Here is a 25,830-nt window from a genome sequence, read left to right as displayed (position 1 = left end):
TTTCGCCTATGCGCGCAGGGCCGGGTCATGGCGGACGCCGGAACATGAGCCGGCCCTGCGGGCCGGCGCGCTAGGACCGTCGCTGATGCTCCTCTACATCCTCAAGCGCGTCGGCCAGGGGCTGATCAGCATCGTCGGCGCCAGCATCGTGATCTTCTTCGTCTCGCGGCTGAGCGGCGATCCGATCGTGCTGCTGCTGCCGACCGAAGCGCCGCCGGCCGTGGTCGAGCAGGTGCGTCGCGACATGGGCCTGGCCGAGCCGCTGTGGCGCCAGTACCTGATCTTCGCCGGCAACGCGCTGACCGGCGATTTCGGCAACTCCTACCGCTGGCAGGCGCCGGCGCTGTCGCTGGTGCTGGACCGTTTGCCGGCCACCATCTACCTCGCGTTGGCGGCGCTGCTGTTCTCCATCCTGCTGTCGGTGCCCTTCGGCGTGCTGTCGGCCGTCTATCGCGGCTCCTGGATCGACACGCTGGGCAAGGGCTTCGCCATGCTGGGCCAGGCGATGCCCAATTTCTGGGTCGGGCTGCTGCTGATCCTGGTGCTGGCCATCGGGTTCAACCTGCTGCCGGCCTACGGCTATGGCACGCCGGCCCATATCATCATGCCGGCGATCGCGCTGGGCTGGTATCCGGTGGCGGCGCAGACTCGCATCGTGCGTTCGGCGATGCTCGACGTGCTCGACAGCGACTACATCCGCATGGGCCGTGCCGTCGGCGCCAGCGAGCGCGTGCTGATCTGGAAATACGCGCTGCGCAACGCCGCGATTCCGCTGGTCACGATCCTGGGCGTCTATTTCGCCGCCATGCTGGGCGGCGCCTTCGTGGTCGAGACCATCTTCGCTTGGCCCGGCGTCGGCCGCACCGTGGTCGAGGCCGTGTTCTCGCGTGACTTCCCGGTGGTGCAGGCCGGCGTGCTGCTGACCTCGATCCTGTTCGTCACGTCGAACCTACTGGTCGACCTGTCCTATGGCCTGATCGATCCGAGGATCCGCTATGACCGCTGACGCCGGGGCGCTCGCGACGCTGCCGGCGCGGGGGCCGCTGGCGCTGCTGATGGCGCGGCTGCGCGGCCGCGGCCTGCCGTGGCTGTCGATGCTGATGCTGGCGATCGTCATCGTGGCCGCGATCGGCGGCGAGGCGCTGGCGCCGCACGATCCCAACGGCCTCGATCTCGGCGCCGCCTTCCGGCCGCCGGCCTGGGCCGAGAAGGGCAGCTGGGCCTATCCGCTGGGCACCGACAATCTCGGCCGCGACATCCTGAGCCGCATCATCGCCGGCGCGCGCGTGTCGGTGGTGTCGGCGCTGTACGCCATTGTCTTCGCCGGCAGTATCGGCGGCCTGATCGGCATGATCTCCGGCTATTTCGGCGGCATCGTCGATGCCGTCATCATGCGGCTGGTCGATATCCAGCTCTCGATCCCGGCGCTGGCGCTGGCGCTGGTGATCGCGGCCGTGTTCGGCGCCGACTTCGGCACCGTGATCGTGGTGATCATCGTCACCTACTGGACGTGGTACGCCCGCATCGTGCGCGGCGAGATCCTGTCGCTGAAGGAGCGCGAGTACGTGGCGCTGGCCAAGGTCGCGGGCTGCGGCACCGGCACGATCTTCTTCCGCCACCTGCTGCCCAACATCATGAACACGCTGCTGGTGCTGTCCACCCTGCAGGTGGGGCAGGTGATCATCTTCGAGGCGTCGCTGAGCTTCCTCGGCCTGGGCATCCAGGCCCCCGACGTGTCCTGGGGCCTGATGCTGTCGGACGCGCGCAACTATCTCACCAATGCCTGGTGGGCGATCACCATGCCCGGCATCGCCATCATGCTTACCTGCCTGTCGGCCAACATGGTGGGCGACTGGCTGCGCGACACCCTCGATCCCAAGCGGCGGCAGCTCTGACATGTCGCAACCGCTGCTGCGCGTCGAGAACCTGCGCACCCATCTCTTCCTCAAGCGCGGCGTCGTGAAGGCGGTCGACGGCGTGAACCTGCATGTCGATGCCGGCGAGACGCTGGGCCTGGTGGGCGAGTCCGGATCGGGCAAGAGCATGACCAGCCTGTCGATCCTGCGTCTTCTGCCGCGGCAGAGCGGCCGCATCGTCGAGGGCCATATCTGGGTCGACGGTGTCGATCTGGCCTCACTCAGCGAAGAGGAGATGGCGCGTGACTGGCGCGGGCGGCGCGTCTCGATGGTGTCGCAGGACCCCATGACCTCGCTCAACCCGGTGTTCACGGTCGGCGATCAGGTCGGCGCGCCCTTCCGCTACCATGGCCTGGCGCATGGCGCCCGCGCCGTGCGCGAGGCTGCGGTGAAGGTCCTGCGGCGGGTGCGTATCCCGTCGCCCGAGAAGCGGCTGGACGACTATCCGCACCAGTTCAGCGGCGGCATGCGCCAGCGCGTCGTGGCGGCGATGGCGATTGCCTGCGCCCCGCGGCTGCTGATCGCCGACGAGCCCACCAGCAACCTCGACGTCACCATCCAGGTGCAGATGATCGCGCTGTTCCGCGAGCTGCAACGCGACAGCGGCCTGGGCATCATCCTGATCACCCACGATCTGGGTGTCGCGGCATCGATCTGCCAGCGCGTCGCGGTGATGTATGCCGGCCGCATCGTCGAGGTCGGCGACGTGCGCACGATCTACCGCAGCCCGGCGCACCCCTACACCCAGGCGCTGCTGAACGCGATCCCGCACCTGGGCCAGCGGCGCCGTCGCCTGCACGCCATCGCCGGCCAGCCGCCCAGCCTGATCGATCCGCCCGTCGGCTGCCGCTTCGCCGCGCGCTGCTCGCGCCGCACGGCGCAGTGCGATGCCGAGTATCCGCCCGAGGTCGAGCTGGCGTCCGGACACAAGGTGGCGTGCTGGCGGCCCGGCCCGGAGGCCGCCTGATGCTGCTCGAGGTCCGCGATCTGAAGAAGCATTTCCCGGTCGGCAGCGGGCTGCTGCGCGCATCGGGCGCCGTGCGCGCCGTCGATGGCGTCAGCTTCTCGGTCGATGTGGGCGAGACCTTCGCGCTGGTGGGCGAATCAGGCTGCGGCAAGACCACCATCGCCAGGATGGTGCTGATGCTCGAGCGCCCCACGGCCGGCGCCATCCTGTTCGACGGCAAGGATCTTGCCGGCATGTCGGGCGCCGGGCTGAAGGCTTATCGCCGCCAGGTGCAGGCCGTGTTCCAGGATCCCTACGCCTCGCTCAATCCGCGACTGCGGGTGCGCACGATCATCGCCGAGCCGATCCTGGCGCATGAGCGTTCCGGGCGTGCGGCGCTGCGCCGGCGCGTCGAGGAGGTGCTGGACGTCGTCGGCTTGCCGGCGGCCGCGGCCGACCTCTTTCCGCATGAGTTCAGCGGCGGCCAGCGGCAGCGCATCGCCATTGCGCGGGCGCTGGCGGTCAACCCGCGCTGCATCGTGCTGGACGAGCCGATCTCGGCCCTGGATGTCTCGATCCGGGCCCAGGTCCTGAACCTGCTCGCCGACATCCAGGAGCGCTTCCGCCTCACCTACCTGATCATCGCCCATGACCTGGCGCTGGTGGAGCATTTCAGCACCCGCGTCGGCGTCATGTACCTGGGCAACATGGTCGAGGCCGGACCGACCGACGCGGTCTTCGACCGTCCGCGTCATCCCTATACCCAGGCCCTGCTGGCATCGGTGCCGCGCCCGGATCCCGATCACCAGCCGCCGCTGGACGCGATCCGCGGCGAGATCGCCAGCGCCATGGCGCCGCCGTCGGGCTGCAAGTTCCATCCGCGCTGCCCGCGCGCCATCGACCGCTGCGCCGTCGAGGTGCCGGCATGGCGGTCGCTGGGGCGCGATCATGCCGGTGCCTGCCACCTTGCGGAGGGAGCATGAGCGGTCCGCTTGCCGGATTGACCGTCCTGGAATGTCCGGACGGTGTCGCCACGCGCTATTGCGGCCGGCTGTTCACTGCCCACGGCGCCACCGTGCTGCAGGCCGGTCCGCCCGACGCGACCGGTGTCGGCTATGGCGGCAGCGCCAGCGCGGCGTACGCGGCGTGGCTCGATCACGGCAAGCGTCCGGTGGCGCGCGATCTTAGGCAGGCCCTGGGTCAGGCGGTCGACCTCGTCATCGCCGGCCAGCGGCCGGCCGATGTCGCGGCTGTCGATGCGGCGTTGGGTGCTGCGGGCGCGTCGAACCCCATCCGGCTGGGACTGACATGGTTCGCTCCGGACGGGCCGTATGCAGGCTGGGGCGGCTGCGATGCGTTGATCCAGGCGATGAGCGGCGTCGCCTATGCCACCGGCCCGAAGGACGGTGCGCCGATGCTGCCGCGCGGACATGCGCCGCAGGTCGTGGGCGGCGCGACCGCGTTCATCGTGGCCATGGCGGCCTTGATCGGTCGTGACGCGGGCTGGCGCGGCCGGCGCATCGACGTCAACATCCTCGACGCCAATTTGTGCTTCTCGGAAAGCGGTGCGGCCGGCCTGGCGCTGACCGGCGACAAGGTCGTGCGGCGCGGCGTCAACCGCTTCACGCCCACGTTTCCGGGCGGCATCTACCAGGCCAGCGACGGCTGGATCGGTGTCACCGCGCTCACGCCGCCGCAATGGACGGCGCTGTGCGACATGATCGGGCACCCCGAGCTGGCACGCGATCCGGCGAGCCTGGTGACGCTGCAGCGGCTGAACGCCGCCGACGCGTTCGACCGCGTTCTGGTTCCCGCGTTCAAGACGCGGCCGGCGGCCTACTGGCTCATCGAAGGCCAGGGCCGGCGCATCCCGCTGGCGCCGGTGCCCGACCTTGCGGCCTTGCCGCGCACGCCGCATTGGCAGGGACGCGGCAGCTTCGCGCCCGTGCCCGGCACGGCATCCGCGGTTGGCCCGACCCAGCCATTTCGGATCGAGCCGTCGCCTGCCGTCCAGAGTGCGGCGACGGAACCAGCGACCGCACCCGACCTGCCGTTGCGCGGGGTGCGCGTGCTGGACCTGACGATGGGCTGGGCCGGGCCGCTGGCGACGCGCCACTTCGCCGACCTTGGCGCCGACATCGTGAAGGTCGAGTCGTGCACGCATTTCGACTGGTGGCGTGCCTTCGATGGCCCGATGGACGGCGATCCGCCGCCGTACGAGACGCGTCCGTCCTTCCTGATGGTGAACCGCAACAAGCGCGGCATCACGCTCGACCTGAAGACCGACGCCGGCAAGGCGCTGGTGCGCCGGCTGGCGGCCCGCGCCGACATCATGATCGAGAACTATGCGCCTGGCACGCTCGACAAGCTCGGCATCGGGCCCAAGGCCCTGGCCGGCGCGACACCCGGGCTGATCGGCATCTCCATGGGCGCCTTCGGCGCTGCCGGTCCCTGGAGCGGCTTTCGCGCCTATGGCTCGACGGTGGAGCAGGCGTCGGGCCTGCCCTTCGTGAATGGCGAGCCCGATGATCCGCCCACGATGCAGCATGTCGCCTACGGCGATCCCATCGGCGGCCTGTACGGCGCCGCTGCCTGCCTGGTGGCGCTCTATGGACGGCGCCACGGGCGCGGCGGCGCGGTGATCGATCTCAGCCAGGTGGAATGCCTGTTCCAGCTCTGTGCCGATGCGATCGTTGCGCAGTCGACGCAGACGGACCTGCTCGCCCGCAGCGGCAGCCGCCATCCGCTGTCGCTGCTGCGTGCCGTGGCCGGCACTGTGGCGCCCGCGGCCTGGATCGCCGTTTCAGTCGAGACGCCGGCACAATGGACGGCGCTGGCGGCGCTGATCGGCTGCCCCGGCCTGGCGCCGCTGAAGGAGAACGAGCCGGACATGGAGGCGCGGCTGCGGGCCTGGGCTGCCTCGCGCGAGGCGCGCGACGCGGTCGATCGGCTGCAGGGCGCCGGCGTGCCAGCCGGCCCGGTTTACGCGGCGCAGGATCTGCTCGCGGATCCGCAGCTCGTGGCCGCCGGCTTCTGGCGCCGCGCCGAGCGGCGCTTCATCGGCACGCACATCACGCCGCTGGCGCCCTATCGGCTCGACGGCCGGACGCCGCCGCTCGTCTGCCCGTCGCCGACGCTGGGCGAGCACAACGGGCCGGTGCTGATGGGCGATCTGGGGTTGTCGCGCAACGAGTTTGCCGCGCTGGAGGCCGATGGTGTGATCGGCACGCGGGCTGTCATGGGGTCATTGCAATGAAGGGTCTGTTGATCGCCAACCGCGGCGAGATCGCCATCCGTATCGCGCGCACGGCGGCGGACATGGGCATCCGCACGGTCAGCGTGCATGCCGAGGACGACGCGCTATCCCTGCACACCCGCCGCACCGACGAGACGCGCCCTCTCAAGGGCGTCGGCGTGGCGCCTTATCTCGACATGGCGCAGATCGTGGCGATCGCGCGCGAAGCCGGCTGCGACGCCGTGCATCCCGGCTACGGCTTCCTGGCCGAGAATGCCGCCTTCGCGCGCGCCTGCGCCGGCGCGGGCATCGCCTTCGTCGGGCCCTCGCCCGAGACGCTCGACCTTTTCGGCGACAAGGCGCAGGCGCGGGCTTTGGCCGAACGCTGCGGCGTGCCGGTGGTGCCGGGCCTGTCGAAAGCCGCCAGCCTCGCCGAGGCGCGCGCCTTCTTCGAGGCGCTGGGCCAGGGCGGCGCCGTCATGATCAAGGCCATCGCCGGCGGCGGCGGGCGCGGCATGCGCCCGGTGTTCCGGCTTGACGAGCTCGACGAGGCCTATGCGCGCTGCCGCTCGGAAGCGACGCAGGCCTTCGGCAACGGCGATGTCTATGTCGAGCGTCTGTTCCCACAGGCCCGCCACATCGAGGTCCAGGTGGTCGGCGACGGCAGCGGCGCCGCGAGCCATCTCTGGGAACGCGAATGCAGCATCCAGCGCCAGCGCCAGAAGCTGATCGAGATCGCGCCGGCGCCCGGGCTGCATCCTGTCGTGCGGGCGCGCCTGCTCGAAGCAGCCGTGCGCCTGGCCTCGGAAGCCCGCTACCGCAGCGTCGGCACCTTCGAGTTCCTGGTCGATGCCGCCGCTTCCGGTGCCGACGCGGCCATCGCCTTCATCGAGGCCAACGCCAGGCTGCAGGTCGAGCACACCGTGACCGAGGAGGTGACGGGCATCGACCTGGTGCGAGCCCAGCTCGAGATCGCCGGCGGCGCGACCCTGGCAGATCTCGGCCTGGATCAGGCCTCCGTGCCTGAACCGCGCGGTATGGCGCTGCAAGTCCGCGTCAACATGGAGACCATGACGGCCGACGGCGCGGCCAAGCCGGCCGGCGGCACGCTCGCCGCCTTCGAGCCGCCCAGCGGCCCGGGCATCCGCGTCGATGCCTTCGGCTATGCCGGCTATCGCACCAGCCCGCGCTTCGATTCGCTGCTGGCCAAGGTCATCGTGCACGTCGCGTCCGGCAAGCTCGGCGACGCCGCCGCCAAAGCCTGCCGCGCGCTGTCGGAGTTCAAGATCACCGGCGTGCCCACCAACACCGGGTTCCTGCAGAGCCTGCTCAGCCACGCCGACGTGAAGGCCAACCGCACGCATACGCGCTTCATCGACGAGCGCATCGGCGAGCTGCTGGCCGGCCCCGCTCACCCCAGCCGCTATTTCACACCGCCATCCGCGCCGACGCCGCGCCTGGCCGGCGCGCGTGTCGATGCCGCCGACCCGCTGGCTGTCCTCAACCACGGCCGCACGCAAGGCGCGCCGTCGGGTGGCGCCGATTTTCTCCCCGTCGCAGTCGGCGCCGAGCCGGCGGATATCGCGGGACCGGATGGCACCGTGCCGCTGTCGGCGCCCATGCAGGGCACCATCGTCAACCTCTCCATCGCCGAGGGTGATGTCGTGCGCATCGGCCAGCAGGTGCTGGTGATGGACGCCATGAAGATGGAGCACGTGATCAAGGCGACGGTCGGCGGCACGGTGCGGGTGCTGACGGTGGCCAAGGGCGATACCGTCTTCGAAGGCCATCCGCTGCTGTTCGTCGAGCCCAGTGATGCGGTGGGCGCGGCGGTGGAGGAGGCGGCCGAGATCGACCTCGACGAGATCCGCCCCGACCTCGCCGAGGTGCTGGCGCGTCATGCCGGCACGCGCGATGCGAACCGGCCCGATGCCGTGGCGCGGCGGCGCAAGACCAACCAGCGCACCACGCGCGAGAACATCGCCGATCTGTGCGATCCCGGTTCCTTCGTCGAGTACGGCGCGCTGGTGGTGGCCGCGCGCCGGCGCACCACGCCGATGCCGGACCTGATCAGGACCACCCAGGCCGATTCGCTGATCATGGGCCTGGGCCGCGTCAACGGCGCGCTGTTCCCGCACAAGGACAGCCGCGTCGCCGTCGTCGCCTATGACTACACCGTGATGGCCGGCACCCAGGGCAAGAAGGGTCACGAGAAGAAGGACCGGATGTTCAAGCTCGCCGAGCAATGGCGCCTGCCGCTGGTGATGCTCGCCGAAGGCGGCGGCGGCCGCGGCAGCGACACCGACACGGTGTCGGTGGGCAGCCTGCAGCTCGACACCTTTCACCGCTTCGCGCGCCTGAGCGGCCTGGTGCCGCTGGTCGGCATCACGTCGGGCCGCTGCTTCGCCGGCAACGCCGTGCTGCTGGGCTGCTGCGATGTCGTGATCGCCACCGCCAACTCGACCATCGGCATGGGCGGTCCGGCGATGATCGAGGGCGGCGGGCTGGGCGTCTATCGGCCGGAAGAGGTCGGGCCGATGTCGGTGCAGGTGCCCAACGGCGTCGTGGACCTCGCGGTCGAGGACGAGGCCGAGGCGATCAAGGCAGCGCGGCAGTACCTGTCGTACTTCCAGGGGGCGGTGGCCGACTGGACGTGCGCCGACCAGCGCCACCTGCGCCATGCCGTGCCGCTCAACCGGCTGCGCGCCTACGACATGCGGGCGCTGATCGAGACCCTGGCCGATTCAGGCTCGGTGCTGGAGCTGCGCCGCGGCTTCGGCGCCGGCATGATCACGGCGCTGATCCGCATCGAGGGCCAGCCGATCGGCGTCGTGGCCAACAACCCGGCGCATCTGGCCGGCGCCATCGACAGCCCCGCCGCCGACAAGGGCGCGCGCTTCATGCAGCTGTGCGATGCGCACGACATCCCGCTGCTGTTCCTGTGCGACACGCCCGGCAACATGGTGGGGCCGGAGCACGAGAAGACGGCGCTGGTGCGCCATTGCTGCCGCACCTATCTCGTGGGCGCCAATGTCTCCGTGCCCACCTTCACGGTGGTCATCCGCAAGGCCTATGGCCTGGGGGCGTTGGGCATGGCCGGCGGCAGCTTCCACGCGTCGGTGTTCGCCATCTCCTGGCCCACCGGCGAGTTCGGCGGCATGGGCCTGGAGGGCCAGGTGAAGCTGGGCCGGCGCAAGGAGCTGGCGGCCATCGAGGATCCCGCCAAGCGCATGGAAGCCTATGAGCGCATGGTCGCGGAGATGTACGAGCGCGGCAAGGCGCTCAACACCGCCTCCCTGTTCGAGCTCGACGACGTGATCGACCCGGCCGAGACGCGCAAGTGGATCATGACCGGCCTGCGCTCGATGCCGCCGCCGCCGCCGCGCACCAGCAAGAAGCGGCCCTGCGTCGACGGGTGGTGAGGTCCTGTCCTTCTCCCTGCGAAGGCGGGGAGAAGGCGGCGCGATAACGACGTTTCGACGCCTCTCGTCGAAACGTCGGAGCGGTATGAGCCGCGCGATCGCACCCTTGCGCTTGATGATATCGCTGTAGAAGTACTGTTTTTGCGCGTTTGGCGACGCTGGCGAACTGCGATCGATGTATGTCGTGCTACACGTATAAAGTGTGTATTTGAAAATTATCTTCAATGTGCTATATTATCTCTGGTTGAATAAGGAGCGTGCAAAGCGCTGTGAAGCTGGGGAGGCGTCGATGACATCGGAGGTGTCAGACGTGCGGGTCGGTCCCTCGGGATTCGGCGGATGGTTTATGCTGGTCGTGATTGGTCAGACGATGGCGCCGGTCGCGACCATCCTCAACGCGGCGCTCAGCATGACCGCCTATTCGCGCATGATGGCGACGTCGGATGGTGCGATCGCATTCTTCGGAGAAGCCGCGTTCAGCGCCGCTTTCCTGTACATCCAGATTAGCTGCACCTTGGCGATGTACAGGCGAAGCAAGAATTTCCCGACGTTGTTCCTGCTTCAGTGGTTCGCCATGATTGTGATGGGCATTGGCGACATCCTGCTGTTTTCCATCGAGGCCAACAGGTCGCCGTGGGCGCTCGGCGAGCAGATCGAACTTCGCAAGATCCTGTCGCCCATCGTCACGACCGGGCTGTGGGTCTGGTACGTCTTCGCATCGGTCCGGGTGCGGAACACTTTCACCCGATAGCACGGGCGGCTGCCGCTCACGGCGCGATGGTGCCCTTGCGCAGGATGACGTTGCCGTGGAAGCGTCGTTCGCCGGTGGCGACGACGGCAAAGGCATCGCGCGCCCGGGCGTAGAACGCGTGGCGCTCGATCAGCTCCAGGCCTGCCCCTGGCTGCGCCTGCGTCGCCAGGAGCCGTGCGATGTCGTCATGGACCGGCTCGCGCCGGCCGGGGGCGCCCACCACCTCCATGCCCACGACGGCGGCGGGCTCGACCTGGTCGATCGGTAGCACCTTGAGCACGGCCGCCAGCAGGCGCGGCAGGCCGCAATCGTCGCAGCGGATCAGGCGCCTTCCCACCGACTGCGCCGGGAAGTTGGCGTCCGCCAGCACGATGTCGTCGCCATGGCCCATGGCGCGCAGCGCCTGCAGCAGGTCCGGGCCCAGCAGCGGGTCGAGTCCGATCAGCATGAGGTCTCTCCGATCGCCAGCCGATACGCTGCCGCGGCGTTGGCGCCGCGCGCCTTCTGCAGCGCCTCGGCGCCCAGCGCCGCGAGGCCCGCTTCGGCCGCTGCCGTGATCTCGGCATAGCTGCCGGCCAGCAGGCAGACCGGCCAGTCCGAGCCGAAGATCAGGCGGTCGGCGCCGAAGCAGCGGCCGGCATGCGCGATGTAGGGCTGCAGGCGCGCGGCGTCCCAGGCCCGCCAATCGGCTTCCGTGGCCAGGCCCGAGATCTTGCACCAGACATTGGGGCAGGCGGCGAGCGCCGCGAGCTGGTCGGCCCAGCGCTGATCGAAGCCTGATGTGATCGGCGGCTTGGCGGCATGGTCGAGCACGAACCGGCCCTGTGGCAGGTCGTGCGCGGCGGCGATCGCGGCCGGCAGCTCGCGCGTGCGCACCAGCAGGTCGTAGGCCAGCCCGCGCGCGAGCACGGCCTGAAGGCCGCGTCGCACATCGGCACGCGACAGCCAGTCGGCATCGGCTTCGTCATGCACCTGGTGGCGGATGCCGACCAGCTTGGCGCCGCCGGGCAGGGCCCGCAGGCGATCGATACTGGCGCCGGCATCGGCCGCGGTCAGATCGACCCAGCCCACCACCCCGATCACGAACGGCGTCGCCGCCGCGATGGCGAGGAACTCTTCGGTCTCGGCACGCGAGGATCGGCACTGCACCACGATGCTGGCATCGACGCCGTTGGCGGCCAGCAGCGGCGCGAGGTCGCCAGGCCCGAAGGCGCGGCGGATCGGCGCCAGCGCCGCATCGTCCATCCATGGATAATGGGCGCGCGCCGGATCCCAGAAATGCTGGTGGGCGTCGATGGTCGGGCTGCTCATGGCCCGCCTCCCGGCACCGGCGCCTCGGGATCGACCAGCCCCTCGCGCTGTATCTCGGCCCACAAGGCGTCCGGCACGTCCATGCGCGCCATCGCGACGTTCTCGTCGATCTCCTGCGCCGAGCGCGCGCCCAGCACGATGCCGCTGACGGCGGGATGGGCCAGGGCGAAGCGGATGGCGGCGGCCTTCAGCGCTGTGCCGTGGGCACGGCAGAGCCCGTCGAGGCGCTGAGCGCGCGCCAGCAGGGCCGGGGCGGCTCGCTGGTAGTTGAAGGTCGCGCCCTCGTGCGGGTTGGCCAGGATGCCGCTGTTGTAGACGCCGCCCAGCACCAGCCCGATGCCACGCGCGGCGCAGGTCGCCATCAGGCCAGCGCGCGCGCTCTGGTCCAGCAGCGTGTAGCGCCCGGCCAGCAGGAAGGCGTCGACCGGCGCTTCCGCGGCGAAGCGCGCCAGCATCCCGTGCTGGTTCATGCCGGCGCCGATCGCCCGCACGGTCCCGTCGCGCCGCAGGCGGTCGAGCGCGCGGACGGCACCGCCGATCGCCGCGTCGTAGTGGTCGTCGGGATCGTGGATGAAGAGGATGTCGATGCGCTCCAGTCCCAGCCGCGCCAGGCTCTCGTCCACCGAGCGCATGACGCCGTCATAGCTGAAGTCGAACACCGGCCGCTCGGGCGGCGTGCCCTTGTAGGCGGGATCCGGCGGCGGCTCGCCCGCGGTCGTGCGCCGCAGCAGCCGACCGACCTTGGTCGAGAGCACGAAGGAGTCGCGCGGCTGCGTGCGCAGGAACGCGCCCAGCCGCTGCTCCGCCAGGCCGAAGCCGTAGAGCGGCGCGGTGTCGAAATAGCGGATGCCCAGATCCCAGGCCCGCGCCACCGTCGCCGCGGCGTCGGCGTCGCTGACGGGCGAGAACAGCCCGCCCAGCGGCGCGCTGCCCAGGCCGAGGCGCGTGATCTCGATGGGGGTGCGGCCCAGGCGGTGGCGCGGAATGGGCTGGGTCATGACAGCCGTCCCTTCTCCCCGCGAAGGTCAGGGGCGCGAAGCGCGCCCGAGGGAGAAGATGGCGCGAAGCGCCGGATGAGGGGCTTCGCGGCTTCGCGATTATCGCGATAGATCATGTGAAGCCTCCTTGCACGATTGGCGTCGGGCAGAAGGAAGCCCCTCATCCGCCTCCGGCGTTTCGACGCTTCGCGTCGAAACGCCTCTATCGGGCACCTTCTCCCCGCCTTCGCGGGGAGAAGGGTTTTCCTCACTGCGCCGGCTCCAGCCGGGCGACGATGTACTTGAAGTTCGACCACCACCACCACGGCCCTTCGTAGTAGTTGGAGGCCGACGGGTAGTTCTTCCAGTACGTCGTGTTGACCGGCACGAACTTGGACGTGCCGAACATCGGGATCACCGGCATGCCCTTGACCAGCTCCTGCAAGAGCGCCGTGCCCTGCTCGACGTTCTTCGGGTCGGTCACCGGCAGGCGCGCCATCTGCTCGATGATGCGGCTGACCTCGGGGTTCTTGTAGCGCTCGCGGTTGAACGACGCCGGCTGGCCGTTGGGGCTGACATAGCGCTCATGCCACCACTCCAGCCGCACCCAGATATCGGGACCGATGGCGCAGTTCTGGTTCCAGTAGGAGCCGGCCTGGAAGTTGCCGGTGGCGTACTCGGTGGCGAACACGCCGCCCTGCTGCTGCTGCACGTTGACGTCGATGCCGAACTTCTTCCACTCGTTGGCCACGGCGAAGGCCAGCCGCTGCGACTGGATCTCGAAGTCGGCCGGCGCGTTGATCGTCATCTTCCACGGCGTGCCGTCGGGCAGCAGCCAGGCGTTGCCGTTCTTCTTGAAACCCACGCTTTCCAGCAGCTGGCGCGCCTTGGCCGGGTCGTGCTTCCACCAGCCGACGCCGAACAGCTGGCGCAGCCCGGCCTCGTCCTTGGGCAGGCCCTCGATCCGCTCGGCCGCCAGGCGCTTGCCCATGCGCAGCGCGTAGTCCGGATCGAACGGCTTGTAGCCGTCCGGCAGCGCGAAGCCCTTCAGCCACGCCGTCATCGGCTCGTGGTAGCTCTTCATCAGGATCGAGATCGGCGGCACGTGGATGGGCGAGGCGCGCAGCATGCCGGAGAAGGTGGCGATGCTGACGTCGTCGATCTTGGTGGCCAGCGCCAGCGCCCAGCGCACCTCCCACTTGTCGTAGGGCGCCGTGGTGGCGTTGAACGAGATGCCGCGCTGACAGGGGTCGTCCAGGTTGGCCCAGGGGAAGGCATCGTACCAGGCCTTCACCTTGGGATTGCGCAGGCGCAGGATCTCCAGCGCCTCGGGCGTGATGTCGGTGAGGATGTCGATCTCGTTCTGCGCCATGGCGATGACGCGCTTCTCCTCCGGCCCGTAGGAGCGGAACAGCACGTATTTCGGCTTGGGCTCGCCTACGAGCTGGCCGACGTCGGTGCGCTGCCAGTCGTCGCGCTTCTCCCACAGGAACCAGAAGCCGTTGGGATCGGAGTCCTTGAGCTTGTACGGCCCGATGGTCACCGGCGGATAGTTCTCGAAGGTCAGCGGATCGACCTTCTCCCAGATGTGCTTGGGCACCACGCGGAACGAGTTGCCGAAGATCACCGCGCCGAAGGAATAGGTGAGCTTGGGCAGCGGGTTGACGGTCTCCAGCTCGACCGTCTCGTCGTCGGTCGCGCGGATGTCCTTGATGTTGTTCACGATGAAGCGGTGGTAGGGCAGCTTCGGGTTGTCCAGCGCCATGCGCGCGGTGAACACCACGTCGGCCGAGCTGAACGGCGCGCCGTCCGACCACGCCAGGCCCTTGCGCACCTTGAAGCGCCACTTGGTGAAGCTGTCGTCGAGCGCCTCGGGCAGGGTCGCGGCCAGCGCCGGGTACTGCGTGCCTTTGACCGTGTCGATCTCCCACAGGATGCTGTAGCCAAGCTGGTGCAGGCCCTGCACCAGGGCGTTGCCCTCCAGGTACGGGTTCATCCGGCGCGGATTGCCCACCCTTCCGGTCAGGATGTCGACCACCAGCGTTTCCTTGCGCGGCGTGCCGACGTCGGTCATGCCCTGCGACCAGGCGGCCTCCGCCCAGCCGATCGCGGCCAGCGCCGCCGCGGCGATCCATGTGCGCAGTCTCATGCTGTTTCCTCCCTCCCTCGTTTCCGCTCAAATGCTCCAACGACGATCCAGCGTCGGGATCGCGTCCAGCAGGGCGCGTGTGTAGTCGTTGCTCGGTGATTGCAGGATCGCCTCGGGCCGGCCGAATTCGACCAGCGCGCCCTGCCGCATGATCGCCATGACGTCCGACAGGTAGTAGGCCGTGCTGAGGTCGTGCGTGATGTAGACGAACGCCACGCCCAGCTTCTGGCTCAGCTCCTTGAACAGGTTGACGATGGTCATGCGCAGCGAGGCGTCGACCATGCTCACCGGCTCGTCGGCCACGATCAGCCGCGGCCTGGCGATCAGGGCCCGCGCCACCGAGAGGCGCTGCAGCTCGCCGCCCGAGAAGGCGCGGATGCCCTTGCCCGCGACCCGGCTGTAGCTGAGGCCGACCGCGGCCAGCGCCTCGTCGATCGCTGGCCGCGGGTCGCGTCGCATGGCGGCGTCGCCGAGATTGATGGCCGTGCGGAAGAGGTACTCCTCGACCGGCAGCTGCAGGCTGAAGGCCTCGAACGGGTTCTGGAAGATCGGCTGCACCAGCTTGCGCAGCGCCCGGTTGTCGATGGTGCGGCCGCCTTGTGCCATGATCGGCTCGCCCGCCACGCTCACCGTGCCGGAATCCGCCGTCACCAGGCGCAGCACGATGCGCGCCAGCGTGGTCTTGCCGCTGCCCGATTCGCCCACGATCGACAGCACCTTGCCGTCCTCCGGGCGCAGCGTCAGCGACACGTCGTCCAGCGCCGCCGGCCCGCCGCCGCTGCCGCCGCCGAACAGGCCGCCGCGCCGGTAGACCTTGCGCAGGTTGCGCACCTCCAGCAGCGGCGCCGTGCCTGTCATGCCGCGACCTCCTCCAGCTGGATGCAGGCAGCGGTGCGGTCGCTGCCGTGCGGGCGCGGATCGGGGTCGCTGCCGGCGCAGGCCGCGATCGCGCGCCGGCAGCGCGGCGCGAAGCGGCAGCCCGGTGGCATGGCCATGAAATCCGGCGGCCTTCCGTCGATGCCCTGGCGTGGCTGCCGGTCGCCCAGGCGCGGCAGCGAGTCGACCAGGCCCTGGGTGTAGGGATGCGCCGGCCGGCCCAGCACGGCGTCGTTGCTGCCGATCTCGGCCAGGCGGCCGGCATAGAGCACGGCGACGCGGTCGGCGACCTGGCGATGCAGGCCCAGGTCGTGCGAGACGATCACGATCGTGTTGCGCCGCGCCCGCTGCAGGCGCACCAGGTTCTCCAGGATCTGGCGCTGCACCACCACGTCGAGCGCCGTGGTCGGCTCGTCGGCCAGCACCACGTCAGGATCGACGTACGCCGCCAACCCGATCATCACCCGCTGGCGCATGCCGCCTGACAGCTGGTGCGGATAGAGGCGCTGGGTGCGCGCCGGCAGGTCGAGCTCGGCCAGCGTGCGCGCGATGCGGGCCCGCCGCGCCGCCATGTCGGCCCGGTTGGCGCCGGTGCCGGCGTCCAGCATCTGCGGCGCGATGCGCATCAGCGGGTTGAGCGCGCTCATCGAGCCCTGCGGCACGTAGGAGAAGATCTCCCACCAGTGGCGATGGAAGTCGGCGCAGTCGATGGTGCGCCTGCCGTCGGGATCGCGCCAGTAGACGCGGCCGGAGAAGATCTCCAGCCCGTCGCCGAAGCTGCCGTAGAGCAGCTTCAGCAGCGTGGTCTTGCCGCAGCCCGATTCGCCCGCGATGCCCAGGATCTCGCCGTCGCGCACTTCGAGCGACACGCGGTCCACCGCCTTCACCAGGCCGGCAGGCGTGCGGTAGCCCGCTACCACGTTGTCGACCACGATCATCGCGCTGCCATCGGGTTGACGCGCAGCCGGTCGGCCAGCGCGTTGGACAGCAGGAAGAAGCCGACGAAGATCACGATGATCGAGATGATGGGCGGCAGCAGCCACCACCAGCGTCCGGCGATCAGCGCCTGGTACTTCAGCGCCCAGTAGATCATGGTGCCGATGGTGGGCACGTTGTCGTTGGACAGTCCCAGGAAGGCGAGGCTCGACTCGACGGCCACCACCACCAGGATGGTGTTGATGAAGTTGGCCACCGCCCAGCCGCGCAGATAGGGCACCATCTGGCGCCACAGGATGCGGCCCACCGACTCGCCCGAGTACCAGGCCAGGTTCACGAAGTCGCGCTCGCGCATGGAGAGCGCCACGGCCCGGATCTGGCGCGCCGGGAACGGCCAGTTGAAGATCACCAGGATGATCCCGACCGCCAGCAGCGAGGTCTGGCCCTTGGTCATCGACGACAGCAGGATCAGCAGCGGCAGGCTGGGGATCACGATCAGCGCGTCCATCAGGAACGACAGCACGCGATCGACCATGCCGCCGCGGTAGCCCGCCAGCAGCCCGATGCCGACGCCGATCAGGGTGGCCAGCGCTGCCACGCTGACGCCCAGCATCAGCGAGTTGCGCACCGACCAGCTGAGCAGCCAGAACGTGTCCTGGCCCAGCGCCGTGGTGCCCAGCAGGTGTTCGGCGCTGGGCCACTGGTTGCGCGGATGGGTCTGCCAGACGCGCGGATCCTCCGGCGCCACCAGGGCGGCCAGCGGCCCGACCAGGATGATCAGGCCGATCAGGACGGCGCCGAGGGCGAGCTTGCCGGGCAGGCGCATCATCGGTGCCGGATGCGCGGGTCGAGCAGCGGATAGAGCAGGTCGACCAGCAGGGTGGCGGTGGCGACGGCGACGATCGACAGCGACACCGTGCCCATCAGCAGGTTGTAGTCGCCCTGCAGGATGGCGGTGTAGATCAGCGAGCCGACGCCGGGATAGCTGAACACGATCTCGGCGATGATCGAGCCGTTGAACATCAGGCCCAGCTGCAGCGCCAGGAACGTCACCTGCGGCAGCATGGCGTTGGGCAGCACGTAGCGCAGCAGGACGCGCGAGCGCGCCAGGCCCTTCAGCCGGGCATAGACCACGAAATCCTCGTCCATCAGGGTCGAGGACAGCGCCCGCATCGACAGCATCCACCAGCCGAAGGTGACGGCGATGATCGATACGGCCGGCAGGAACGAGTGGTAGACGATGCTCCAGACCAGCTCCCAGCTCCACGGCGCGCCGCGCACCGTCGTCGTCAGCGGGAACACCTTCCACACGTAGCTGAACAGGATGCTGAGCACGAGCGCCAGGATGAAGTAGGGGATCGGGTAGAAGATGATCGCCACGGCCTCCAGCATCCTGGAGGTGCGGCTGTCGGGCATGGTGCCGATGATCAGGCCCAGCGCGTTGCCCACGACCCAGGCGATCAGCACCGACGCCAGCAGCAGGCCGAAGGTCCAGGGCAGCGCCTGGCCGATCAGCTCCTTCACGGGCGTCGGGTACATCGCCAGCGACGGGCCGAAATCCTGGCTCAGCAGCGTGCGGCGCAGGAAGCCGAGATACTGCTCCAGCAGCGTGCCGTTCAGGCCGAAGGCATCGGACAGCGCCTCGCGCAGCGCCTTGACCTGGTCCTCCTGCATGTAGGCGCCCTGCGACATCATGCGGCCCAGCATGGCTTCCACCGGGTTCACCGGCAGCAGGCGCGGGATGATGAAGATGAACGTGATGCCGACCAGCACCACGGCCACGTAGCCGGCCAGCCGGCCGATCAGGAAGCGCGCGTGGCGGGCCATCTGCGATCTTTCCCTTCTCCCCGCGCAGGTTAGGGGCGCGAAGCGCGCCCGAGGGAGAAGGTGGACGCCGCGGAGCGGCGGCCGGATGAGGGGCTTCGCGATGTCGGCAAGGAACACGATGTTGCTGACGAGATTGGACTTGTCACCTCGATCGCGAAGCCCCTCATCCGCCCTTCGGGCACCTTCTCCCCGCCTGCGCGGGGAGAAGGGAGCGGCCGCTCTGTGCCTCGGTGGTCGGTTTTCATCCGCGACGACCCCGCCCTCTCAGATCACCTCGAGGAAGTCGCGATCCGGCAGCGCCTGCAGCGGCGCGTGCGGCAGCGCCTGGTACCAGAACGCCACCGAGGCGATGTCGTCCTGCAGCGGCAGGTAGCGGCGCTCCTTGTCCGGCCGCCAGCCCAGCGCCTGGATGGTGACGCGCAGTTCGCTCTCGAAGCGCACCGGGTCCATGATGTGCCAGCGGTACATGCCGAAGCGCTGCTGCGATCTGTAGACGCCGTCGGGCCGGATCACCTGGCACAGCCCGGCATAGGCGGTCGAGAAGGTGCTGTAGGCGTGCGGCTGGTCGGGCTCGCAGATGCCGACATCGAAATTGTAGGCGCCGCAGAAATAGTCCTCGGTGCCGGTGCCGCAGATGGTGGGGAACTGCCGGTCCCCGTCCATGAAGAACTTGATCTCGCCTTCGCCCCACCAGCCGGTGTTGTTGCTGCCCCAGGCCATGTAGGTGCCGACATAATGGCCCTTGCCCTTGATGCCGTCGATGATGACGTGGTCGGTCTTGTAGGCCAGCGGATTGGAGCGCCGGAAGCTGGCGTGGAAATATGCCGCGTCCGCCGGCACGTCGGTCAGCGTGTAGTCGACCTGGTAGTAGATGCGCGTCTCGACCTCGTCGAGGTTGGTCAGCGTGATGCGGCAGCGTTGGCGGAACGGCATCTCCCAGTAGCAGTTGAAGGCGCGGCCGGGATTGACGCACACCGGCAGCGAGCTCACCGGCGCATAGCGCTCCCAGCCGTTGGCGAAGAAATCGCCGATCGGGCATTCGACCGAGGGATTCTCCTGGTCGTCCCAGTAGATGCGCAGGATCAGGAACCGCCAGCGGCCGCCGCGGATCGTGGCCCAGATGTGCTGGATCGCGCCCGGCCCCGCGATATCGGCCAGCACCGCTGTGGTGCCCGGCGCGACGTCGATCGAGGGCGATACCTTCCAGCCCTGGCCCAGCGAGCGCGCCGGCGAAGCGCCGGTGCCCTCGATCGCCACGCCGCCCTGGCCCGGCGCGCCGGTGAAATTCTCCGGGCTGATGGAGCGCGTCCTGGCGTCGGACAGGCGCGAGAGATTGCCGAGATGGAGTCCGAGCCCGTTGAACCCTGGCATTTGCCGTTCCCTCCCAGGAGCGGTTTGTCTTCAGCTTTGATGCAATTCGTATCGAAACGTTTCGACGACGTCAATCAGCTTGCTGTAGCAACGGCCGAGCGCGACGTGGAGTTGAAGGCAGCGGTCGATTATGCGATCAATGAAATCAAGGGAAAATCACGATGTCTGGTTGGGGAGCAGAGAAGGAACCAAGCGGATTTCATGCCGAAACGATTAGATAAAGCTGCTGCGCCATCCCCATCGAGGGTACGGCGCGCGTCGGGGTCGCATCGTGCGCCGACCATGGTCGACGTCGCCAAGGCCGCCGGCGTGTCACTGGCCACCGTGTCGGCCGCGGTCAACGGCTCGGCTCCGGTCAGCGCCGCGCTCAAGGGGCGCATCCACAAGGCGATCAGGCAGGTCGGCTACAAGACCAACGCCATCGCGCGCAGCCTCAAGACCGGGACCACCTCGACCATCGGCCTGATGGTCGCCGACATCACCAACCCGTTCTTCACCACCACCATCCACGCCATCCAGGAGCTGGCGCATCGCCACGGCTACGGCGTGATGCTGTGCTGCAGTGACGAGGATGCCGACAAGGAGCGTATGCATCTGCGGCTGCTGGCCGACCGCATGGTCGACGGCTTCATCGTCGCGAGCGCCGGCGAGACGCCGGAGCTGCGGGCGCTGGTCGAAGGCGGGCGCACGCCGGTGGTCCTGATCGACCGCCTCGTGGATGGCCTGGAGACCGACGCCGTGGTCATCGACAACGTGGCCGCCACGCGCGATGCGGTGCGCCATCTCGCGGCCGCCGGCCACCGCCGCATCGGCCTGATCACGGGGCGGCGCACGCTGTCGACCGGCCGCGAGCGCTACGAGGGCTATCGCCAGGCGCTGGAGGAGGCCGGCATCGCCTTCGAGCCCGCGCTGGTCGGCAGCGCCCGCTTCGGCGCCGACGACGGCTACAAGGCGGCCGCCAAGCTGCTGTCGCTGGCCGACCGCCCGACCGCGATCTTCGCCTGCAACAATCTCTCCGGCATCGGCCTGATGCGTGCGATCCACGATGCCGGGCTGCGCTGCCCTGACGACATCGCCGTGGCCTGCTTCGACGATTTCGACTGGGCCAACGTCTTCCATCCCCGCCTGACGACGGTGGCGCAGCCGACGCAGGCCATCGGCGTGCAGGCGATGCTGCTGCTGCTGGAGCGGCTGAAGGACGCGACCGCGCGCGCCCTGCCGCCGCGCGTCGTGCGGCTGAAGGCCGAGCTGCGCGTGCGCGATTCGTCGGTGCGGCCGGCACGATGAGCGGCTGCGTTTTCGGACCGCGCGCGTCCACGCGCGCATTTGCTCGTAGCGAAGCGAAGAGCGAAATACGTCGCCGCTGACGCGCCGATGCGCGCGTGGACGCGCGCGGTCCTAACGATAATTCACTCCACGAAGTCCCAGCTCTTGCCGTTGAAGCGCTGCAGGCGCACCGTCTCGATCACCTTGTAGTCGGTCGGGCTGGTGTTGATCAGGCTGCCGGGCAGCAGCACCGGGATGCGGAAATCCTTCAGGTTGGCGGCCTGCTTCATGATGTTGTCGCGGGTGAGGTTGTCGCCGGCCTGGCGCAGCACCTGCTCCAGGGTCATGGCGTAGGCGTAGCCCGCCAGGTTCAGGGTGTCGGACATGTCGGCGCCCGGCATGTTGGCCTTCATCCACTCGGCCCAGACCTTGATATCGGGATCGTCGGCCCATTTCGGATCGTTGGGGTCCTTCATGAAGCCGGCGGTCATGATGCCGGCCGACGCCTCCAACCCGGCCGGCTTGAAGGTGGCGCCGACCGAAGCGGCGCCCAGATGCAGGTAGGTCGCCGGCTTCCACTGCAGGTCGTCGAGCTTGCGGATCGCCTGCGCCGCCTGCTTGGCGTAGGTGAACAGGAACAGCGTGTCGACCCCGGCCCCGCGCAGCGCGATCACCTGCGACTCGATGGTCGGGTCGGTGGCCATGAAGCTCTGCTCGGAGACGATCATCTTGGCGGCCTTGTCGCCGAGGCCGGCTTTCAGGCCGTGCACCATCTCCTTGCCGAAATCGTCGTCCTGGTAGAGCACGCCGATCTTGGCGTCAGGCTTGGTCTTCAGCGCGTGCTGGGCATAGAAGCGGGCCTCGTCGAGCAGGTTGGGCTGCCAGCCGATCGTCCAGTGGTACTTGGCCGGGTCGGCGAAGCTGATCGAGCCGGCGGCGATGAACAGGTGCGGCACCTGGCGGCGGTTGAGGTACGGGCGCACGGCGGTGTTGATCGGCGTGCCCAGCACATTGAAGATCAAGGCGACATTGTCGCTCTCGACGAGCTGGCGCACGCCCTCGACCGCCTTGGCAGGGCTGTAGCCGTCGTCCAGGGTGAGCAGCGTGATCTTGCGGCCGTTGACGCCGCCCTTGTCGTTGAGCGTCTTGAAGTAGGCCGCCTCGGCGCGCGAGAGCTGGCCGTAGGCCGAAGCCGGGCCGCTCAGCGGCGCGGTCTGGCCGACCTTGATCTCGGTGTCGCTGACCCCGGGACCGTATTGCTTCTGCGCCAGCGCCGTGCCGGACAGCAGCGCCAGCACGGCCACGCCGGCGAGCGAACGAGCAAAATGCATCATATGTCGTTTCCTCCTTTTATTTCGATCAAACTGTCATCCCGAGCGCAGCGAGGGATCTCCTGCGACGGGTGCACCGTGCGTCTTTCGCGGGAGATCCCTCGCTGCGCTCGGGATGACAGGGGCGCAGGCAACCTCACTCGATCTTGCCCAGCACCTCCGCGTTGTGTTCGCCAAGCCGGGGCGAGTCGCTGCGTGGATGCGGCCGCTGGCGATCGAAGGAGATCGGCAGGCCTACGACCTTCATGCCGCTGCCCGGCAGGGTGCGCATCAGGTCGACGGCCTGCATCTGCTCGCTCCTGGCGAGGTCGGCGATGTCGTTGACGGGCGCGCATGGCACGCCGGCCTTCTCCAGCGCCGCGATCCAGTCGTCGCGGCGGCGGGTGCGCAGCACGTCCTGCATCGCCTCGATCAGCGCCGCGCGGTTCACCACGCGCTTGCGCCCGTCCTCGAAGCGCGGGTCGCGGGCCCATTCGGGACGGCCCAGCACGGCGGCGCATTTCACGAACAGCCGGTCGTTGCCGGCGGCGATGCAGATCGGCAGGTCCAACGTGTCGAACACCTGGTACGGCGCCAGTATGGCGCTGGCGGTGCCGTGGCGCGCCGGTACGTTGCCGGTGAGGTGATAGTTGTTCAGCGCGCCGGAGACCCAGCTCGCGGCGGTCTCGAATAGCGACGTATCGATCACGCAGCCGCGGCCGGTGGCATGGCGCTGCTGCAGCGCCGCCAGCGCGCCGATCACGCACCACATGCCGGTCGCGGCATCGTTGATCGCCGGGGCGCAGAAGGTCGGCGGGTCCTGCGGCCGGCCGGTCAGGGTCATCACCGCGCCATAGGCCTGCAGCAGCGGGTCGAAGCCGGGGGCGCGCTTCAGCGGGCCCTGGGAGCCGAAAGCCCAGATCGAGCAGTAGATCAGCCGCGGGTTGGCCGCCAGCATGGCGTCGGGGCCGATGCCGCAATCCTCGACGATGCCCGGCCGCAGGTTCTGGATCAGGATGTCGGCCTCGCCCGCCAGCTTGAACAGCCGCGCGACGTCGCCCGCGGCCTTGATGTCGAGCGTGATCGACTTCTTGCCGCGGTTGTTGGCGTGGAACATGGCGCTGTCGTCGCCCACGAAAGGCGGGCCCCACAGCCGTGCATCGTCGCCGCCGTCGGCCTTCTCGACCTTGATGACGTCGGCGCCCATGTCGGCGAGGATGGCGCCGGCCAGCGGCCCGGCATAGGCCTGCCCGATCTCGATCACCTTGATGCCGGCCAGCGGCAGCATCGTCATCTCCTGCAACGCGTTTCCTCGCCACTACAGCAAACGCTTCCGTCGAGCACCAGCATGTCCGGCCGCACAGCGGTTGCCGCGCGTCGAAAGGTGCTTTGCGTCTGGAGCATATGCCGGGCCGCGATCAGTCCGTTCGCCGCGTGATACAGAGGCGATATGAACGTCGCAGTTTCCTTCACGCCGGACTTCTCCGGCGTGCCCCGCATGGCGGATGGCCGCGCCGCGGCCGAGCATATCGCCGAGGTCGCGGCCCAGGGCGAGGCGCTGCGCGTGCCGATGCCCAATGGCGGGCGCATGATGTGGCATGTCTGGGGCGGCGGCAGCGGTCGGCCGCCGCTGGTGCTGTTGCATGGCGGCTCGGGCTCGTGGATCCACTGGATCCGCAACGTCCTGCCCTTGTCGCAGCGCTACACCATCTACGCTGCAGACCTGCCCGGCCTGGGCGACAGCGATCCGCCCGACGACGTGCGCGACGTCTGGTCGGTGACGCGCTGCGTGAAGGCCGCGATGGATCAGATCATGCCGCGCGATTGCCGCTACGATATCTGCGGCTTCTCGTTCGGCGGCATGATCGGTGGCCATGTCGCGACCCTGCTCGATGAGCGGCTGCGCAGCGTGACCCTGGTCGGCCCCGGTGGCTTCCGCCTGCGGCGCCAAGCCCGCGGAACCATGGCGCGGCTGACGGCGGACATGCCGCCGGCCGAGCTGGCGGCCCAGGCGCGCCACAATCTCGAGGTGCTGATGGTGGCTGATCCGGCCGCGATCGACGGCGTCGCCATCCACATGCAGATCCTGAACTCGACCCGTGCGCTCACCCGCAGCCGGTCGATGTCGAAGGCCGGCGTGCTGAGCGACGTCCTGCCCAGCATCCGCACGCGGCTGAACGCGATCTGGGGCGAGTTCGACGTGACCGCCTATCCCTTCATGGCCGAGCGCGAGACCTTGCTGCGCGGCCACCAGCCCGACATCGACCTGCGCTACATTTCAGGCGCCGGCCATTGGGTGGCCTACGAACGCGCCGACGCGTTCAACGCCATGCTGCCCGACATGCTCGACCGGCTGCCGCCGTGACGTCCCGCTGGCGCAGCGCAGCGAGGGATCGACTTCTCCTTTCTTCTCGCCAGCGCGCTATGGAGTGGACGCGTCTTACGTGAAGCAGTCGTCTGTCATCCTTATATGAGCATTTGGAAGTCAAGAGGCATTCATCGACAAAGCATCCCTTTGTTTGATCGGCACAGACCATCCCTTCGTCCCGACCATGAAGATTGCAGAGCGCCGCGCGCAAGACGGGTCAAGGCTGGCCGCAGGCCACCGCCGCAGGCGGCGCGAAGCGGCCTTGAGGCGTCGAGCACGGCGCTAAGCTGTGGTGGTCGGGGGAAAGGCCGGTTCATCGATGCCGGTTGAAGTGGGGTGTTGAGGGAGCGCCAGGCGGCAGTGCTTGGCTTACGGCTGTGGGACGCTGGGCATTGGGCTGTAGCGCGTCGAGCTGACGGCATCACCTTATATCCGGTCGAGTGTCGCAGCACTCTGCACCCTAATTCCTCATGCACGCGGCAGTGACCGCGGGCGGGGTTGCCCAGGAGACGATGAGACCCATCTGAGACAGCGGTGCTGTATGGTCCATGGATGACAACGGTCATCATCCGTCCCCCTTGGTAAGCGCTTGCCGCCGCGGGATTAGCGCTGCGGTGCGCTCAAGACGGCGCCCTCAGGCAGCAGGCCATGCTCCAGGAAGCGCCACAGGGCGACCATGAGCTTGCGTGCCAAGGCGACGATGGCGACGCGCCGGGTGCGGCCCTTCTGGGTGCCGGCACGCTCTTCGAACCAGCGGCTCAAGGCGCTGCCCGGCTGGTAGCGGCGCCACAGCCAGGCGAGCTGGACGGCGACCCTGCGGGCGCGGGCGTTGCCGGCCTTGCTGATGCCTTGCTCGCGGACGGATTGGCCGCTGTTGTAGGGCGAGCCGGTGAGGCCGAAGTAGGCGCCGACCTGGCGCCGGTTGTCGAAGCCGCGCCAGAACACCTCGGCGACCAGCAGCTGGGCGCCCACCGGCCCGATGCCCTTGAGATCGACCAGCTGGTTGATCTTGGCGGCCATGGTGCCGTCCTCGGCGTCGGCGCGCTCGGCCTTGGCCTGGGCCTCGAGGCGATCGATCTGCCGTTGCAGCACCTGCAGGCGCTCAAGCTCGTCGAGGATCTCCTGCTTGAGGAACGGCGGCAGGGGCCGGCCGTCGCCGGTGCGTGCAT

At 68.9% G+C, this 25,830-nt stretch carries 21 protein-coding genes; 9 read left to right on the top strand and 12 right to left on the bottom strand.

What is annotated here, in order from left to right:
- Positions 1-85: 85 nt before the first annotated feature.
- From FHP25_RS18620 to FHP25_RS18590, 7 genes are all read left to right on the top strand, one after another.
- Complete coding sequence (locus FHP25_RS18620; RefSeq protein WP_147848458.1) at positions 86-1,006, top strand: ABC transporter permease; 921 nt, start codon at positions 86-88, stop codon at positions 1,004-1,006.
- The gene (locus tag FHP25_RS18615; protein WP_218578443.1) at positions 996-1,895 is read left to right on the top strand and encodes an ABC transporter permease; all 900 of its coding nucleotides are present in this window, start codon (positions 996-998) and stop codon (positions 1,893-1,895) included. Before FHP25_RS18620 ends, FHP25_RS18615 begins: the two co-directional genes overlap by 11 nt.
- 1 nt (position 1,896) lies before the next feature.
- Positions 1,897-2,883 (top strand): ABC transporter ATP-binding protein, encoded by a 987-nt coding sequence (locus FHP25_RS18610; protein WP_147848457.1) that lies wholly within the window; start codon positions 1,897-1,899, stop codon positions 2,881-2,883.
- The gene (locus FHP25_RS18605; RefSeq protein WP_147848456.1) at positions 2,883-3,845 is read left to right on the top strand and encodes an ABC transporter ATP-binding protein; all 963 of its coding nucleotides are present in this window, start codon (positions 2,883-2,885) and stop codon (positions 3,843-3,845) included. Before FHP25_RS18610 ends, FHP25_RS18605 begins: the two co-directional genes overlap by 1 nt.
- Positions 3,842-6,118 carry a CaiB/BaiF CoA-transferase family protein gene (locus FHP25_RS18600; RefSeq protein ID WP_178133618.1) on the top strand — a complete coding sequence of 759 codons (2,277 nt, stop codon included), beginning with the start codon at positions 3,842-3,844 and terminating at the stop codon, positions 6,116-6,118. The genes FHP25_RS18605 and FHP25_RS18600 overlap by 4 nt, the downstream gene beginning before the upstream one ends.
- Positions 6,109-9,519: a carboxyl transferase domain-containing protein gene (locus FHP25_RS18595; protein ID WP_147848547.1), complete on the top strand. Its 3,411-nt coding sequence runs from the start codon at positions 6,109-6,111 to the stop codon at positions 9,517-9,519. Before FHP25_RS18600 ends, FHP25_RS18595 begins: the two co-directional genes overlap by 10 nt.
- Before the next feature lie 289 nt (positions 9,520-9,808).
- Positions 9,809-10,270: a DUF2569 family protein gene (locus tag FHP25_RS18590; RefSeq protein WP_147848454.1), complete on the top strand. Its 462-nt coding sequence runs from the start codon at positions 9,809-9,811 to the stop codon at positions 10,268-10,270.
- A gap of 16 nt (positions 10,271-10,286) precedes the next feature.
- Here the strand turns inward: FHP25_RS18590 and FHP25_RS18585 are convergent, their stop codons facing one another.
- From FHP25_RS18585 to FHP25_RS18545, 9 genes are all read right to left on the bottom strand, one after another.
- Positions 10,287-10,718: an RbsD/FucU family protein gene (locus FHP25_RS18585; RefSeq protein ID WP_147848453.1), complete on the bottom strand. Its 432-nt coding sequence runs from the start codon at positions 10,716-10,718 to the stop codon at positions 10,287-10,289.
- Entirely contained in the window at positions 10,712-11,581 is an 870-nt protein-coding gene (locus FHP25_RS18580; protein ID WP_147848452.1) for an amidohydrolase family protein, read from the bottom strand. The genes FHP25_RS18585 and FHP25_RS18580 overlap by 7 nt, the downstream gene beginning before the upstream one ends.
- A complete protein-coding gene (locus FHP25_RS18575; RefSeq protein WP_147848546.1) occupies positions 11,578-12,567 on the bottom strand; it encodes an aldo/keto reductase in 990 nt (329 codons plus the stop codon). Before FHP25_RS18575 ends, FHP25_RS18580 begins: the two co-directional genes overlap by 4 nt.
- A gap of 259 nt (positions 12,568-12,826) precedes the next feature.
- A complete protein-coding gene (locus FHP25_RS18570; RefSeq protein WP_147848451.1) occupies positions 12,827-14,707 on the bottom strand; it encodes an ABC transporter substrate-binding protein in 1,881 nt (626 codons plus the stop codon).
- Positions 14,708-14,734: 27 nt separating this feature from the next.
- Complete coding sequence (locus tag FHP25_RS18565) at positions 14,735-15,565, bottom strand: ABC transporter ATP-binding protein (RefSeq protein ID WP_147848450.1); 831 nt, start codon at positions 15,563-15,565, stop codon at positions 14,735-14,737.
- Entirely contained in the window at positions 15,562-16,521 is a 960-nt protein-coding gene (locus FHP25_RS18560) for an ABC transporter ATP-binding protein (protein ID WP_147848449.1), read from the bottom strand. The genes FHP25_RS18565 and FHP25_RS18560 overlap by 4 nt, the downstream gene beginning before the upstream one ends.
- Positions 16,518-17,348 (bottom strand): ABC transporter permease, encoded by an 831-nt coding sequence (locus FHP25_RS18555; RefSeq protein WP_218578440.1) that lies wholly within the window; start codon positions 17,346-17,348, stop codon positions 16,518-16,520. Before FHP25_RS18555 ends, FHP25_RS18560 begins: the two co-directional genes overlap by 4 nt.
- Entirely contained in the window at positions 17,345-18,346 is a 1,002-nt protein-coding gene (locus FHP25_RS18550) for an ABC transporter permease (RefSeq protein WP_147848448.1), read from the bottom strand. The genes FHP25_RS18555 and FHP25_RS18550 overlap by 4 nt, the downstream gene beginning before the upstream one ends.
- A gap of 264 nt (positions 18,347-18,610) precedes the next feature.
- On the bottom strand, positions 18,611-19,717 hold the full coding sequence (locus tag FHP25_RS18545; protein ID WP_147848447.1) for a glycoside hydrolase family 172 protein: 1,107 nt from the start codon (positions 19,715-19,717) through the stop codon (positions 18,611-18,613).
- Positions 19,718-19,999: 282 nt separating this feature from the next.
- On the opposite strand from FHP25_RS18545, the gene FHP25_RS18540 reads away from it, so the two are divergent.
- Positions 20,000-21,004: a LacI family DNA-binding transcriptional regulator gene (locus FHP25_RS18540; protein ID WP_147848446.1), complete on the top strand. Its 1,005-nt coding sequence runs from the start codon at positions 20,000-20,002 to the stop codon at positions 21,002-21,004.
- A 122-nt stretch (positions 21,005-21,126) separates the two neighbouring features.
- On the opposite strand, the gene FHP25_RS18535 is transcribed toward FHP25_RS18540, so the two are convergent.
- The gene (locus FHP25_RS18535; protein ID WP_147848445.1) at positions 21,127-22,317 is read right to left on the bottom strand and encodes an ABC transporter substrate-binding protein; all 1,191 of its coding nucleotides are present in this window, start codon (positions 22,315-22,317) and stop codon (positions 21,127-21,129) included.
- Between the two features lie 133 nt (positions 22,318-22,450).
- Positions 22,451-23,581, bottom strand: a complete 1,131-nt coding sequence (locus FHP25_RS18530; protein ID WP_147848444.1) for a CaiB/BaiF CoA transferase family protein — start codon at positions 23,579-23,581, stop codon at positions 22,451-22,453.
- Positions 23,582-23,743: 162 nt separating this feature from the next.
- Between FHP25_RS18530 and FHP25_RS18525 the strand changes: the two genes are divergently transcribed.
- The gene (locus tag FHP25_RS18525; RefSeq protein WP_147848443.1) at positions 23,744-24,658 is read left to right on the top strand and encodes an alpha/beta fold hydrolase; all 915 of its coding nucleotides are present in this window, start codon (positions 23,744-23,746) and stop codon (positions 24,656-24,658) included.
- A 606-nt stretch (positions 24,659-25,264) separates the two neighbouring features.
- Here the strand turns inward: FHP25_RS18525 and FHP25_RS18520 are convergent.
- On the bottom strand, positions 25,265-25,830 hold a 566-nt coding region (locus FHP25_RS18520; protein ID WP_147848442.1), incomplete at its 5' end, for a transposase.

This window comes from Vineibacter terrae (assembly GCF_008039615.1).
GTDB classification, from domain to species: Bacteria; Pseudomonadota; Alphaproteobacteria; order Reyranellales; family Reyranellaceae; genus Vineibacter; species Vineibacter terrae.
The sequence above is the reverse complement of the archived record's forward strand: the minus strand, read 5'-3'. Positions and strand labels throughout refer to the sequence as shown.